13 protein-coding genes are annotated in these 14,380 nt (G+C 35.6%); 10 read left to right on the forward strand and 3 right to left on the reverse strand.

Going from position 1 to position 14,380, the window contains the following annotated elements; translation table 11 throughout:
• Positions 1–161 precede the first annotated feature (161 nt).
• From N7Z68_RS14115 to N7Z68_RS14155, 9 genes are all read left to right on the forward strand, one after another.
• A complete protein-coding gene (locus N7Z68_RS14115; RefSeq protein ID WP_275119127.1) occupies positions 162–347 on the forward strand; it encodes a hypothetical protein in 186 nt (61 codons plus the stop codon).
• Between the two features lie 77 nt (positions 348–424).
• Complete coding sequence (locus tag N7Z68_RS14120; protein WP_275119128.1) at positions 425–715, forward strand: DUF6509 family protein; 291 nt, start codon at positions 425–427, stop codon at positions 713–715.
• A 251-nt stretch (positions 716–966) separates the two neighbouring features.
• Complete coding sequence (gene desA / locus N7Z68_RS14125) at positions 967–2,016, forward strand: Delta(5) desaturase DesA (protein WP_275119129.1); 1,050 nt, start codon at positions 967–969, stop codon at positions 2,014–2,016.
• 181 nt (positions 2,017–2,197) lie between these two features.
• Positions 2,198–3,334: a sensor histidine kinase gene (locus N7Z68_RS14130; RefSeq protein WP_275119130.1), complete on the forward strand. Its 1,137-nt coding sequence runs from the start codon at positions 2,198–2,200 to the stop codon at positions 3,332–3,334.
• Positions 3,331–3,930, forward strand: coding sequence for a response regulator transcription factor (locus N7Z68_RS14135; RefSeq protein WP_275119131.1), 600 nt, complete (start codon positions 3,331–3,333; stop codon positions 3,928–3,930). The genes N7Z68_RS14130 and N7Z68_RS14135 overlap by 4 nt, the downstream gene beginning before the upstream one ends.
• A 930-nt stretch (positions 3,931–4,860) precedes the next feature.
• Positions 4,861–6,033: a TRAP transporter substrate-binding protein DctP gene (gene dctP, locus N7Z68_RS14140; RefSeq protein WP_275119132.1), complete on the forward strand. Its 1,173-nt coding sequence runs from the start codon at positions 4,861–4,863 to the stop codon at positions 6,031–6,033.
• Positions 6,034–6,086: 53 nt separating this feature from the next.
• A complete protein-coding gene (locus tag N7Z68_RS14145) occupies positions 6,087–7,406 on the forward strand; it encodes a TRAP transporter large permease (protein WP_275119133.1) in 1,320 nt (439 codons plus the stop codon).
• Between the two features lie 26 nt (positions 7,407–7,432).
• Positions 7,433–7,957: a TRAP transporter small permease gene (locus N7Z68_RS14150; protein WP_275119134.1), complete on the forward strand. Its 525-nt coding sequence runs from the start codon at positions 7,433–7,435 to the stop codon at positions 7,955–7,957.
• A 46-nt stretch (positions 7,958–8,003) separates the two neighbouring features.
• On the forward strand, positions 8,004–9,575 hold the full coding sequence (locus tag N7Z68_RS14155; protein ID WP_275119135.1) for an acyl-CoA synthetase: 1,572 nt from the start codon (positions 8,004–8,006) through the stop codon (positions 9,573–9,575).
• A 178-nt stretch (positions 9,576–9,753) separates the two neighbouring features.
• Here N7Z68_RS14155 and N7Z68_RS14160 read toward each other — a convergent pair whose 3' ends face one another.
• From N7Z68_RS14160 to N7Z68_RS14170, 3 genes are all read right to left on the reverse strand, one after another.
• Positions 9,754–11,067 (reverse strand): TRAP transporter large permease, encoded by a 1,314-nt coding sequence (locus N7Z68_RS14160; RefSeq protein ID WP_275119136.1) that lies wholly within the window; start codon positions 11,065–11,067, stop codon positions 9,754–9,756.
• Position 11,068: 1 nt separating this feature from the next.
• On the reverse strand, positions 11,069–11,602 hold the full coding sequence (locus N7Z68_RS14165) for a TRAP transporter small permease subunit (protein WP_275119137.1): 534 nt from the start codon (positions 11,600–11,602) through the stop codon (positions 11,069–11,071).
• Positions 11,603–11,699: 97 nt separating this feature from the next.
• Positions 11,700–12,854, reverse strand: a complete 1,155-nt coding sequence (locus N7Z68_RS14170; RefSeq protein ID WP_275119138.1) for a TRAP transporter substrate-binding protein — start codon at positions 12,852–12,854, stop codon at positions 11,700–11,702.
• Positions 12,855–13,584: 730 nt separating this feature from the next.
• On the opposite strand from N7Z68_RS14170, the gene N7Z68_RS14175 reads away from it, so the two are divergent.
• Positions 13,585–14,373, forward strand: coding sequence for an enoyl-CoA hydratase (locus N7Z68_RS14175; protein WP_275119139.1), 789 nt, complete (start codon positions 13,585–13,587; stop codon positions 14,371–14,373).
• Positions 14,374–14,380 lie beyond the last annotated feature (7 nt).

Genomic DNA, 14,380 nt, shown 5'->3' on the forward strand with positions numbered 1-14,380 from the left:
AACAGTTTTCAACATAAAAGGTTTCGACAATCAAATTTAAATTTCTACTGTGAATCATTAGGCAAATGAGGATAAATCGTATAAAATAACAGTAAGATATCATGATGCTAGCAGTTGATAGCAAAAAGATCGGATGTATTAATCGGAATGGAGGTTTGAAGTTGAGCGAGGAAAGCAGGGTCCAATTAAACGTAAGAATTACTAGTGAAACAGCGAAACAGTTTGAAGAAATTGTCGAATACTATCAAGAAAATACAAAACTGGGCAGGGTGTACAAAGGAGATGTGTTGACAGATATTATTGAAAAATCTTATCAGATTATGCAGAAACAAAAAGCATTAAAATAAAAGAAGAATCATACATTCGGAATTAACAGCCAAATGAATATACAGTTCGTTTGTTGAAAAGAAAGGTTGGATCAATTATGGACATTACAGGACATTCAGTTGAAAAGATTGATGATAAGACAGGAATACTACTCGGGGATCGTTATGAATTTACTCTAGATATTCAGGTGCCGCAGGACGATGATTTATATAGAGAAAATGGTCTTTATATACGGGTCATCTTCGCCGTCGATGGTCATGAAGGCCGAATTGCACAATATCATTTTTACGAAAAAACAACAGATAAATCTCTTGATTTCGCTTTAGAAGAAGATGAAGAAGCGTTAATTATTAACTATTGTAAACAACAAGTTGAAATGGGTAAATAACCAAATTGCAACTCATAATGTATTAATGAACCCCAGACTAAATTGGTCTGGGGTTTTTAGGTTGTTGAAAAATGTTGATTACATTGCGGTTGAACCCCATAAAGGTTGGATATAATCCCCAGAGTTGGCATCTGCCTCCTCAGATTATATGACATTTATCATGTTTTAACTATGACATGTATGACTACAACGTTTTTTTGAAAGCGTTTATCCTTAAGTTATAAAGAAACAATAAGGAAGTGAAATAAAACATGGCAAAACAAAATCATAATCAATTAAGGAAACAAATTGCCCCATATGAAAAGTCGAGTACGAAGGATAGTGTATGGCAAGTTATTAATACACTAGTTCCTTTCTTTGTGTTGTGGTATCTCGCTTATCTTAGTCTTTCTGTTTCGTATGTGTTAACGCTGGCCATCTCTGTGGTAGCTGCAGGGTTTTTAGTACGAATATTTATCATTTTTCATGATTGTTGTCATCAATCGTTTTTTAAAAACCGAAGAGCGAATCAAATCCTTGGAACCATTACTGGGATTATGACATTTGTTCCGTATGAACAGTGGAAGCATAGTCATTCGGTCCATCATGCGACAAGTGGCAACTTGAATAAGCGAGGGACAGGTGATGTTTGGGTACTAACGGTCGATGAATACCTTAATTCATCTTTTTGGAGAAAGTTGGCTTATCGATTGTATCGAAACCCGTTTGTGATGTTTGTTTTAGGTCCAATTTATATTTTCCTTATTGAATATCGTTTTAACGAGAAAGATGCGCGGATGAAAGAACGACTTAACACGTATGTAACGAATTTTTCGATCGTAGCGGTTATCGCAGTATTATGTTGGGCGATTGGTTGGCAGGCTTTTCTTTTAATTCAAGGGCCGATCTTTTTAATATCTGGTTCTTTAGGTATTTGGTTATTTTATGTTCAGCATCAGTTTGAAGACTCGTATTTCGAACATGAAGAACAGTGGGACTATGTAAAGGCAGCGTTAGAAGGTAGTTCTTATTATAAATTACCGAAAGTGTTACAGTGGTTAACAGGGAACATTGGGTTTCATCACATTCACCACCTTAGTCCTCGTGTTCCTAATTATAAGCTTGAAGAAGTCCATAATAACCATCAAGTTTTACAGGATGTTCAAACGATTACGATCCGTTCGAGCTTAAAATCAATTCATTTCCGTCTATGGGATGAACAGAATAAGGCGTTCATTGGATTTAAAGACCTTAAAAGTGTGAAAGCAAAACCGAAAGTTAAAACATCAAAGATTTCTCCGTCTGTAAAGTCAGAGTTATAAGACACTATATATTACGCCTCTCTTTTTTACTAGTCTTGTTAGTTTGTAAAAAAGAAGAGGCTGATTTTATATTTGTTTATAGGTGATCTAAATTTTGGGTTTTCATTGATACTTAAAGGGCACCTATACTGTACTTATGATAAGATAACGAGTAAGAGAATATATAAATGAGGTTTCAACTATGTTAAAAAAGCTGAAGATTTTTCAAAAGAATTCGGGGATTACTCCCTATATTTGGAGTAGCTTTAGTATTCTACCGTTCTATTTTATTTTTCAATCTTCGTCCACTCCTGAGATTATCGCAGGTATAACGCTGACGATTTTATTTTTTATCGCGTTACGATTTGCATTTATGTCGAAAGAATGGCCAGTGTATGTTTGGACATGTATTTTAATTGCAATTTCCATTACGATGACGATTTTGTTCCAGTTCATCTATTTTGCGTTCTATATTGCTTATTATAATGGAAATATAAAAAACAGAATTGCGTTTTTAACGTTGTACATTATTCATCTAGTGTTTACGACCATTTCAATCAATTATTCGATCCTCATGAAAGGTGATCTGTTTTTAAAGCAATTGCCTTTTATTATTATCGTCTGGATAAGTGTAATTCTCCTGCCATTCAACTTATACAATAGAAAGAAACAAGACCAGCTTGAAGAAAAGTTAGAAGACGCAAATAAAAGAATTGCTGAGTTGGTCAAGCAAGAAGAACGTCAACGTATTGCTCGTGACCTGCACGATACATTAGGTCAAAAACTTTCGCTTATTGGACTTAAAAGCGATTTAGCGAGGAAATTAATTTATAAAGACCCTGATCAAGCAAGAGTGGAGATCAAGGATGTACAACAAACCGCTCGGACGGCATTAAATGAAGTACGAAAGATGGTTTCACAAATGCGTGGAATCCGAATTAAAGAAGAAATTGTTCATGTCAAACAAATACTTAAAGCTGCTGAAATTGAATTAGTATTAGATGAAGAGGTCCAATTAACGAATGTGTCTTTGTTTATTGAGAACATTTTAAGTATGTGTATGAAAGAGGCAGTGACCAATGTTGTTAAGCATAGTCAAGCGTCAACTTGTCATATCTCAATCGAGCAATCTTCTAATGGAATATGCATTACGGTAAAAGATGATGGAATTGGTATAAAAAAAGACGAAGATCTCTATAAAGGCAGTGGTTTGCAAGGGATGAGAGAACGTCTAGAGTTTGTGAATGGCACCTTAGAAATTGAAGCGATTGAGGGAACGATGATAAAAATGAAAGTACCAAATGTAATCAAGATGACGGACAAGGGGGACTTGCTATGATACGCATCGTCATTGCTGAAGATCAGCAAATGTTATTAGGGGCACTAGGTTCATTGTTAAATTTAGAAGATGATATGGAAGTTGTTGGGAAAGCTTCAAATGGTACCGAGGCGGTTTCTCTTGTTCATCAATTAAAACCCGATATTTGTATTATGGATATCGAAATGCCGGAAAAAAGTGGTTTAGAAGCAGCAGAAGAGTTGAAGGCACTCGATTGCAAAGTTATTATCCTTACTACATTTGCGCGTTCAGGTTATTTTCAACGAGCGCTTAAAGCAGGGGTTAGTGGTTACTTGTTAAAGGATAGTCCAAGTGAGGAGTTAGCGGATTCGATTCGTGGTGTGATAGCTGGAAGAAGAATGTATGCTCCTGAATTAATGGATGATTTATATAGTGAGGAAAATCCCTTAACAGAAAGAGAAAAGGCTGTACTTGAACTGATTGCTGATGGTAAAACGACAAAAGAAATTGCTCAAGAATTAAGCATAAAAACAGGGACGGTTCGAAATTACATTTCTACTATTCTAGATAAATTAGAAGTAAAAAACAGAATTGAAGCGATCACGCAATCGAAGGCCAAAGGATGGTTTAAATAATAATTGGACGGATTCTATAAAGAATAGATCCGTCTTTTTCTTTCGAACCTAGTAACCATGAAAGAAATTTTCGATAGTTTCCTAATTTATTATTGAAATTATTTGAATATTTCAATAATATTAAACTTATCAAGAAAATTCCTTTACCCTTTATAATGATCGCGATCGATCTATATTTTTTTTGTTAGTTAACTAACCTTATATTTTGTATTTGAACACATATTCAAAATATAATTCTTTTCTTTAATAGCGCTAGAACGCCCAATTCAGTTTTTTTAAAACTACATTACTTTACGAAAATCACCATTTATTTTGTGAATCCCATACTAAGAAATGATTTTCTGCTCTTTTTTTGTCTGCCACGTATTATAATTAACCTTACGTTTAAAATTTAAATTTTTCGTAAAAAAAGAGGTTATAATCAATTGTAAAGAGAATTATAAATTATGAAAGAAGTAAATTTAAAAGACTCTTTTGTTTGTATTTGCTTTTAGAGAATTAGCCAAGCAAATTTTGACTACTTATTCATACCGTTAAGTTTTAAACAGAATATTCCTTCTAAACTAATATTTGTTTAGAATTGAATAGATATTTAGACCATGATCACACACTCACACAAGAAATTATTATGGGGGGGATTGAAACGATTAGGTAGTAAAGATCTAAAACTAGTTTCCAGTTGAATTGTAATTGTTAGGGTAGTTATAACTAGCAACCGTATAGGAATGTTTAACGAAAACAACACACTAAAATTTAATATTAGTTAATGTAATAATCCAAAAAAAGATTTTGATAACAATGAGAATATTATTTCGAACTTCTCTAAAATGAAAGCGTTACCAAATGTAGTTAGATTGCTGTTTGGATTAGTTATTTTTCGTTTTTAAATAACTGAAAATTTAAAATTTTTAGGTATAAGGGGGCTGTTTTATGGTACAAATGAAAAAGGGTTTATTGTTAACGATTTTCGGTGTAATTGCTTTATTGGTGATAGGGTGTTCATCTAACCAATCGCCAGCATCTAGTGGAAACAACCAAACTAGTGATGAAAATGGAGATAATAGTAATAACCAGACAGAAGAAACAATTGTCTTACGTGCCTCCTCTGGGTTACCGTCCCATCATGTTTGGTTAGAGTCTTTTGTTTATGGGTGGATGGAAAGAGTAGAAGAGGAATCGAATGGGCGTGTTCAATTTGATGTGTTTACTGGTGGAGAGTTAGTTACTCTTGGTGGAGAGTTTGACGCATTAAAAGCCGGAACGATTGATATTGCTATTCCTGTTATGCATCTTTATGACCCGCATCACTTTCCGTTATCAGAAATAACCATGATCCCATTAACTGTATCCGGTACAGAAGTCGTTAATGAAGCATACCACAATCTAGTATATAGTGACCGTGAACTTCAAGATGGCAAAACATTTTATGAGCTAGAGATGGAAGCAAATGGCTTAAAAGCTTGGGCAATGAATGCTGGAGAGGGATATGTAATTAATACAGTAGGAAAGCAGTTTAGTTCACCAGAAGATTTTAGAAATGCAAGAATTCGCACAGGTTCACGTTTAAGTGAGATGTTTATTACGAACGTTGGTGCAACATCAATTAGCATGCCACAAACTGATTCTTATGACGCGTTAAGCAGAGGGGCGCTGGATGGAAACTTAATGACCGTTGGGGATTGGATGTCATGGGGCTTCCAAGATTTAATAAAATATGTACTTGAAGGTGCGAATATCGGTCATTTTACATCTGTGATTGGAATGACACAAGAAAAGTGGGATAGCTTACCAGCTGATATTCAAGAAATTATGGATAATGCAGCAAAAGAGTTGCAACTAGCACAAGAAGCGAATGATTATATGCTTGCGAAAGATATTGAAGTTCGTGAATTAGTAGAAGGCGAAGTCGTATTTGCTACAATTAATGACTTAGATGATGAGACAAGAGATCATATTGTGCAAGCGATGGAAAAAACATGGTTCGATTGGATTGACTTAATTGAAGCACAAGGTTCTCCTGGAAAAGAAGTAGCAAAACTTTGGAGAGACTTAATTATTGAAGCTGGCGGGGATGTACCTGATAAAATAAAAGACCTTGATTAATTAAAAATTGATACTGCTAGAAAAAACTTGTATTAAATGGAGGTGAATCTTCCTTGGCAGATCCCATAATGTTAACGATATTTTTTATAGTATTTATTACCCTTTTACTATTAGGCTTGCAAATAGGTACTGTTCTATTAGTAACTGGGATTTTAGGAATTTTCTTACTAGGTGGTATTGGCCCACTTACAGGTATTTTACAAACAGATCCTTATGCAAGAGTAGCGAGTTATGCATTAACAACAATCCCACTATTTGTTTTAATGTCTCAATTTATCATGCATTCTGATATTGTAAAATATTTGTACCACCTAGTTTTTAAAATGTCACGAGGCAAGCCAGGAATTCTAGGAGTATTTACGATCATTTTAGGTGGTTTTTTAGGTGCCGTGTCTGGATCTGCAACAGCAATTTCTGCCACGCTTGGTCAAATCTCAGTTCCTGAATTAAAAAAACATGGTTATTCAGAAGATCTCGCAGGGGCTATCGCCGCCTCTGCGGGAACTCTTTCAACATTAATCCCGCCTTCGATTGGATTAATTATTTATGGAGCGATTACACAAACGCCGGTTGGTTCACTATTTATGGCGGTAATCATACCAGGTATCTTAACAGTCCTTGTTTTGGTCGTTTGTACTTCCATTATGTTTAAACTGTCAAATAAAGGAAGAGTTGCGATTGACGAGGTAGCAGCTACCACTACAGTAGAAGATAATATCCCAAAATCAAAATATGTTATTTCTATTATTGCTAGTATTGTGATTATGGGTGCCATTTTTGGTGGGATTTATGCAGGTATATTTACTCCCACTGAAGCAGGCGGTGTTGGAGCATTTGTAAGTTTAGTTGCTGCCCTCTTATTAGGAAAAGTCAATAAGACGTTCATTAAAGAATCGTTTATGAGTACTGTAAAAATCACGTGTATGGTTTTATTCATAATGGTTGGAGCAGCTGTATTTGCAAGGTTTGTTTCATTATCCATGCTTCCTAGAAAATTAATGGGATTATTAGAACCTTTAGCGTCCACTCCAATGCTAGTTATAATCCTATTACTTACAACTTATTTTATTTTATTTATGTTTATCGAAGGGGCGGCTGTTATATTGATGACGGTTCCAATTACATTGCCTTTAGCAGAAATGGCAGGATTAGGTGCATTGGAATTCGGTATCCTTTTATGTGTAGTTGGGGCAGCTGGTATGTTAACGCCACCCGTTGGACTATGCGTTTATGCGGTATCGGGTGTTACAAAAACCCCAATTGAAAAGTTGTTTAAGCATACAACTATTTTTGCTATTGCAGTCGTGTTAGTAGTTGTTTCACTTTCCCTTCTTTTCCCGCAAATTATTACTTGGTTGCCTAGTACGATGTGAATCTTAAGATAAAGGATGTGAGAAAATTGGAGGGGAAAATTGACACTCTATATAAAGGTTTTAATATCATAAAAAATGGTGGGCTTGTCCTTGCTGGCATTGCTGTATTCTTGATGATGGCTTTTATCGTTTTAGATGTGTTACTTAGAAATGTATTTAGCGCATCTTTTCCTGGTAATTATGAAATTATCCAAAGATACCTTATGCCGCTGGCCGTTTTTCCTGCGATCGCGATTACGTATTCTTCAGGATTAATGCCTAAGATTACGATGTTTGTAGAGAAATTACCAGAAAAAGTACAATACATCATAAACTTATTTTTATTGTTTCTTGAGATGTTTGTGATGATACTGATTTTTTATTACTCTTGGAAGTATGCTATTCAAGGCCTTCAATCAGGTGTTACATTTCCTGCAGGTGGAAAAATGTACCCGCTTTATCCTGTTCTCTTCTTAGTCCCGCTAGGCTTTGCATTACTAACAATTGAGCTTGTTTTCAATATCATTAGAGAGTTTTTGAAAAGACCGTTCGCTAGTGGAACGACGACTTAATGTCCGATGACCTTGGTTAATTTCATTTAAAAAGAGGAGTGAAACAATGAGTTCATCTACATTGGTATTATCGAGACAACAGTTAGTTGGAGAATGTTTAAAAAGAGCAGCTCAGCAGTCGCCAAACAGTGATGCATTTGTTTGTGAAGGGATAAGGGTTACGTATCAACAAATGGATGAAAGAGCCAGCCAATTGGCCGGCTGGCTTCAAGAACAGGGAGTTAAACATGATGAAAAAGTAGGGTTTATTTTAAAAAATGGCCTTCCATTTATAGAAACTTTTTTCGGTATTGCACTGTCAGGTGGAGTCGGTGTTCCGATGAACTTCCGTTTGGCTGCAGGTGAGATCGAATACATCGTGAATAATTCTGACTCTAAGATTTTAATCATTGATTCTGAATATGTTAATGTTATTGAGAAAATTCGTAAACGTCTTCCAAAAGTTGAAAAAATAATTGTTGTAGGATCTGACCATTCAACTGATGAATTTATAAGCTATAACTCTATTTATGAACAAGAATGTGAATATAAACCAGTAGAACAATTACGAGACGAAGATGGTTGTATGATCGTTTATACTTCAGGAACGACTGGACGGCCCAAAGGTGCTGTACTTACACATAAAAATTTGTTTCAAAATGGAATGAATTGTATATGGGAATTCAAGTTAAAGTTTGAGTGCAATCAACTTATTGTAACCCCGTTATTTCATGTGGCTGCTATGAATTCATTAGTCACCATTTGTTTAGTGAAAGGGACTACGTTTGTTCACCGTGACTTTGATCCGGTTCAAGTCTTGCAAACTATTGAAGTGGAAAAAATTAATACGCTTTTTCTTGTTCCAGCAATGTGGAATTTTCTGTTACAAGTACCAAATGTAACTGAATATGATGTGTCTTCGATGAAAACTTGTATGACAGGTGCAGCAATCTGTCCATTAGAGATTAAAGAAAATGTAATGAAACTATTTTCAAATGCAGGCATTTATGATGTTTTTGGGCAAACTGAGATGAGTCCTGCAACTACCGTATTGCAGCCAGAGGATGCCATCCGGAAAATGCGTTCAGTTGGACGCCCATTTATTAATGTTGAAGTGAGAGTTGTAGATGAGGATATGAATGACGTTCCTGTAGGAGAAGTAGGTGAAATAGTTTACCGCGGTCCTACTTTAATGAAAGAATACTATAATAACCCAGAAGCTACGGAAGAAGCATTTAAAGGTGGATGGTTCCATAGTGGAGATCTCGTTCAATTGGACGATGAAGGATTTGTCTATGTTATGGACCGTAAAAAAGACATGATTATTAGTGGTGGTGAGAACATCTATCCTGCAGAAATAGAAGATGTTCTCTATAAGCACAAAGCTATATTAGAAGTTGCTATTGTTGGTGTTCCGGATCCGGAGTGGGGTGAAAATGTAAAAGCATACGTGGTTCTTAAACCTAATTGTAGTTTAACAGAACAAGAAGTTATCACATATTGTGCTAGTCATTTAGCCTCGTATAAAAAACCTAAACATGTAGAATTTCTTGATGCTCTTCCACGAAACGCAGCAGGTAAAGTGTTAAAATATGTATTAAAAAGCTCAAACAGTAGAAGTAATGAAAAGATCCAATAATTGGTCTTAGGTGATAGGTGCTTTTAGTCAAATTCTAAATGGAACCCTCGATAGCTCATACTAGAGTGGTCGAGGGTTCAAAAGTTTTTATTAGTGAGTAATTTCTACGTCATACTAATTGAATAGTGGTATGTCGAAACGATGGTGTGGGAGGTAGGGGTAAGTGGCACCCTCCTAGTCAATTTCTCATATATTCTGGTAACCATAAGGCGATCTGTGGGAATATTAATACTAACGCCATGGCTAGTAACAATAAAAAAATAAAAGGCCATACCGCAGAATATATTTTTTTGGTACTTATATCAGGAGCTACTCCTCTCATAATAAAGATACTAATACCAAACGGTGGTGTTAGACTTCCGATACAGACGGCAATTGTAAAGAGTACACCAAACCATACGAGGTCAAATCCAAATGATGTTAATAAGGGTAAGAATAACGGTGCTGTAATTAACAGCACTGCGACAGTATCGATTAACATCCCCAGTGCTAGAAATACTAACAGGATAGCAATCAAGATAAGCCAACGATTGATGTCGGTGTCTGTAATAACTCTTGCAAGTGCACCACCAACACCAGTAACAGCTACAATTCGTGCGTAAGCAACAGCACCTATCAAAATCCAAAAAACTAGTCCATTTAGACGAGCAGTCATTATAAATATTTTTTTAATGTTGGCCCATGTTAATTTTCTTTTAACAGCAGTGGAAATTAGTGCACCAACGACCCCAACAGCTCCTGCTTCTGTCGGAGTGGTTATTCCCAAATAGATCGACCCTAATACAACTAAAATAACACTTAAAGGAAGGACAATACCTTTTAACGATTTTAATTTTTCTCCCCAAGTGTACCGTTCCTCGATTTCAACTGAAGGTCCTTTTTCAGGTTTTATATAACATAAAACTAGAGAGTATAGGATAAAGAGGAGTGCTGCCAGTACACCAGGGAATATTCCTGCCATAAATAATGCCCCTGTTGATACGCCTGATTCCGCTGCATATATGATCATAACGATACTTGGAGGTATGAGAAGGCCTAAAACCCCTCCAGCCATAATAACCCCAACAGTTAACCGATCATCATATCCACGCTTTAACATGGATGGTCTAGCTATCATTCCTAGTGTTGCAGTAGCTACAGATATAACCCCAACCATAGCAGCAAAAATGGAGGAAATAATGACAGTTCCACCTGCAAGACCGCCTCTCAACCCACCGAACCAGCGATAAATACATTCATACATATCATCAGCTAAATCACTATACATTAAAATAGCTGCCATAAAGATGTAGAGAGGAAGGGCAGTTAACACGGATTGTGTAAGATTTGAAAATGAACCTAACACAAAACCATCTACACTTGGCATACCTCCCCAAAATATAAATCCAAGAATAAGTGATATTCCGCCCATTGTGAAACTTACAGGTATACCTAACGCAAGGAAAACGACTAAAGAGCCGAAAAGGATGAGTGCAATTAATCCAATTTCCATATTACACACCCTCCTCAGAGTTATAGAGTTCTTCTCCAGTTACGATAATGTAAATATCATTAGTAAGTTTTACTAGCCCTTGTAGGCCAATTAAAAGACCACCAAGAGGGACCATTAGCCATTTTACCCATAGAGGCATTGGGACTCCCCCAGTAGTAACTGCTCCAATTGTGTAATAGTGAATAACATAATCCATACCTAACCAAAATAGTGCTCCTGCCATAAGAAATAAAAATAAAGCACTAATTAAATCTATGAGTGATCTAACACGAAGAGAAAATTTTTCATAGAATAAATCTACTCGAACATGCTGACCAATAGCGAGTGCATAGCCACCTAACATAAAGCCGATAAACCCTGTGCTCGTAACCGCTAGGTCAAAAGCCCAAGCTGTTGCGGAATTAAAAAAGTACCTTAACAAAACATCAACAAATAAAAAGATACTAGCAAAAAAGACAAGCACACCTACTACCCATATCATTGATTTATTTAGTTTTGTGATCATTTTCATAATCTGTATGACCGTTTTTTTCATCTATACACTCCTTTCGTCTTATTGTTGTAGCGACCTGGTTTTCTAAAATAAAACTTTAAAAACTAGGTCGCTAAGTTTGTTTAAATCTTATAAACGGTTAGTCTTGTAAAAATTCTTTAATAAAAGCTTCACCTTGTTCGGATTGCATAAATTCTTCGTTTTCTTCTATTAATATTTCTACCATTCTTTGAGTTCGTTCATTAATAGCAGCATAGCTCTGCCATGCAGTATCTATGGCAACCTGTTTAACTTCTTCATAATCTTCTTTAGACATTTTAACTAACTCAACACCATTTTCTTCAGCAACTTCAAAGGCAAAATCAGTTAATCTTTTGGAGCCTTCAGTAGCTAACTCTTCCATTTCTCTCGCAACTTCTAGGATAGTATTTTGAAGATCTTCAGGTAGCTTATTCCAAACAGTTAAGCTAGCTGTAATTTCACCATATGCAACATAAAGAGGTGGAACGGTAATATAGTTAACTACTTCATGCAGTTTATATGTGTCTAATGAATAAAACGGAAATGGAATCGCATCTATAGTACCTCGAAGAAGTCCCTCATATTGTTCAACAAAAGGAACTGTTGCTATCCCAGAACCTAATGTTCTAAAGTACTCACTAGTTAATGCTGACATAGAGTTGACTACTTTACCTCTAAAATCTTCAGCAGTGATCATCGGTTCTGTTGACATATAACCAGATAAACTTGTAGCCCAATTACCAATTAATTTAACACCATATTCTTCTAAAGCTTCACTGTATAAATCTCTTAATTCAGTTTCATGAAGTAAATAGTTCCCAGTATCTTCATCTAAATTCCAATATGGAAGACCTTGAAATAATCCTTCTGGGATGCGATCTGCCCATACTGCAGCTACACCATTTTGCATATCAATTGTTCCTCTTGAAAGCGCGTCTAATGACTCTGCTTGACCTGCAAGTTGATTACTGTAGAAGATTTCTATTTTTACTCTGCCGTCCGTTCGTAATTCTACTTCTTCAGCAAATTTTTCTTGTAAGAAGTATTTTGGCTCCCAGTCGTATACTGAAGGCGGATACATTGAGTTCATTTTTAATGTAAAAATTTCATCACTATTTGTTGTGGTCGTTTCAGCTTCTGCTTTTGTTTCTTCATTGTTTTCATTTAAAGGTGCTGAAGTTGAATTATTACCTCCACAAGCAGCCGTAATGAAAGTGATCATCAATACAAAAGCAACGAAAAGAAAAGCTCTGAGCATAGTTTTTTTAATCATAATAAGCCTCCTGAATATATTAATAGGCAAGCATCCCGTTATTGAGGACAGCTAGATAGGTAAACAAAAAGACAAAATAAAAATGATGTAGATAACAAAAGAGATAATTTGAATGATTTTCTTTGTAATTGCATTCCTCCTTAATTACATATAAACTCATGTATTTTTACTTTCACCTCCTTTAAAAAATAATAGGTTTAGTCTTAAGTTCATAAAAAAGTAGTTGCTCGGAAGATAAATAAAGCGCTTACATTTTTGGTGCTTTTAATGTGATTGGGATATAAGATTCGATAAGTAGTTAGAAGATTGAAGAGAGAATAATAGGAAAGTAATAGGAAAGTTAGTATTGATGAAGTAGATAAACTTACCGTTTACCTTGCAAAAAATATGCCAGTTAAGGAATGTACAGAAAATAGTCCATGATCAAAAAAGGCGAAGCAGGATCGTTTAGTATAAATACAACTATACTTTCTAATTTGTTTATAATTCGTACACTTTCTGTTTAGAAGTTTACATTGGAGAGTTCTTTTGTCATGAGTAATATATAGAACAGTTTTTTGTATGCAAAAATCTATAGAGTTAGGTTAGCCAAAGAATAGGAAATCTTTGGTTACAGTTTGATTGAATTGGCACAGATATTGCAAAGTATTAATTATAAATGAGTTCAATATGTACCCAGGGTGGGAGATAACTGCCCAAATTATTAAATGAATGAAATTGAGGAGGAATTATGATGGGAAAATTAGTTCGCTATCAAAAATCAGATGGAGTTGCAACGGTTACGATAGATAATCCACCTATGAATGTGTTAAGTGGACAGGTCACAAAAGAGTTAGGTGAAGTATTTTCAGCTCTTTCAGAAGATCCTGAAGTCATTGCTATCATTTTAACAGGGGCTGGCGAGCGTGCGTTCATGGCTGGTGCTGATATTAAGGAATTTCCTAACTGGTTGCATATGAATAAACAAGAATTAAAGACTATGAACTTACAATCTCATAAAGTGTTAAATCAAATAGATGAAATTCAAAAACCAACCATTGCTATGTTAAATGGAATTACATTTGGTGGGGGATGTGAACTTGCATTGACGTGTGATATTCGTATTGCCGAGGAACATGCGCAAATTGGACTACCCGAAGTAAAACTGGGCCTTTTTCCAGGTGGTGGAGGTACACAACGCTTACCGCGACTTGTGGGAGAGGCAAAAGCGAAAGAATTAATGTTTTTAGGAGACCCCCTAACAGCCCAAGAAGCGAGAGAGATAGGATTAGTTAATAAAGTTGTAGCAACAGGAGAAGGGATGGCGACAGCTGAAAAAATGGCACGAAAAATGGCTCGTTATTCATTAGAAGCGTTAAGTCGAATTAAAAAATCAGTAAATGAAGGAATGGAACTTGAATTTAATAAAGCAATTGAGCTTGAAGCGACGTATTTTGCAAGTGTGTTTCAGACGGAAGATGTAAAAGAAGGCGTCCAAGCGTTTATTGAAAAACGCCAACCAAATTTTAAACATCGTTAAAAGCATT

This window comes from Alkalihalobacterium chitinilyticum (genome assembly GCF_029028005.1).
In the GTDB taxonomy this organism is placed as follows: domain Bacteria; phylum Bacillota; class Bacilli; order Bacillales; family Bacillaceae_F; genus Alkalihalobacterium; species Alkalihalobacterium chitinilyticum.

Excerpts from the sequence above, each read along its gene's own strand:
- N7Z68_RS14170 (WP_275119138.1), bottom strand. The coding sequence starts at position 12,854 with ATGATTAAAAAAACTATGCTCAGAGCTTTTCTTTTCGTTGCTTTTGTA.
- N7Z68_RS14130 (WP_275119130.1), top strand. The coding sequence starts at position 2,198 with ATGTTAAAAAAGCTGAAGATTTTTCAAAAGAATTCGGGGATTACTCCC.
- N7Z68_RS14165 (WP_275119137.1), bottom strand. The coding sequence starts at position 11,602 with ATGAAAAAAACGGTCATACAGATTATGAAAATGATCACAAAACTAAAT.
- dctP (WP_275119132.1), top strand. The coding sequence starts at position 4,861 with ATGGTACAAATGAAAAAGGGTTTATTGTTAACGATTTTCGGTGTAATT.
- desA (WP_275119129.1), top strand. The coding sequence starts at position 967 with ATGGCAAAACAAAATCATAATCAATTAAGGAAACAAATTGCCCCATAT.
- N7Z68_RS14160 (WP_275119136.1), bottom strand. The coding sequence starts at position 11,067 with ATGGAAATTGGATTAATTGCACTCATCCTTTTCGGCTCTTTAGTCGTT.
- N7Z68_RS14175 (WP_275119139.1), top strand. The coding sequence starts at position 13,585 with ATGATGGGAAAATTAGTTCGCTATCAAAAATCAGATGGAGTTGCAACG.
- N7Z68_RS14120 (WP_275119128.1), top strand. The coding sequence starts at position 425 with ATGGACATTACAGGACATTCAGTTGAAAAGATTGATGATAAGACAGGA.
- N7Z68_RS14155 (WP_275119135.1), top strand. The coding sequence starts at position 8,004 with ATGAGTTCATCTACATTGGTATTATCGAGACAACAGTTAGTTGGAGAA.
- N7Z68_RS14135 (WP_275119131.1), top strand. The coding sequence starts at position 3,331 with ATGATACGCATCGTCATTGCTGAAGATCAGCAAATGTTATTAGGGGCA.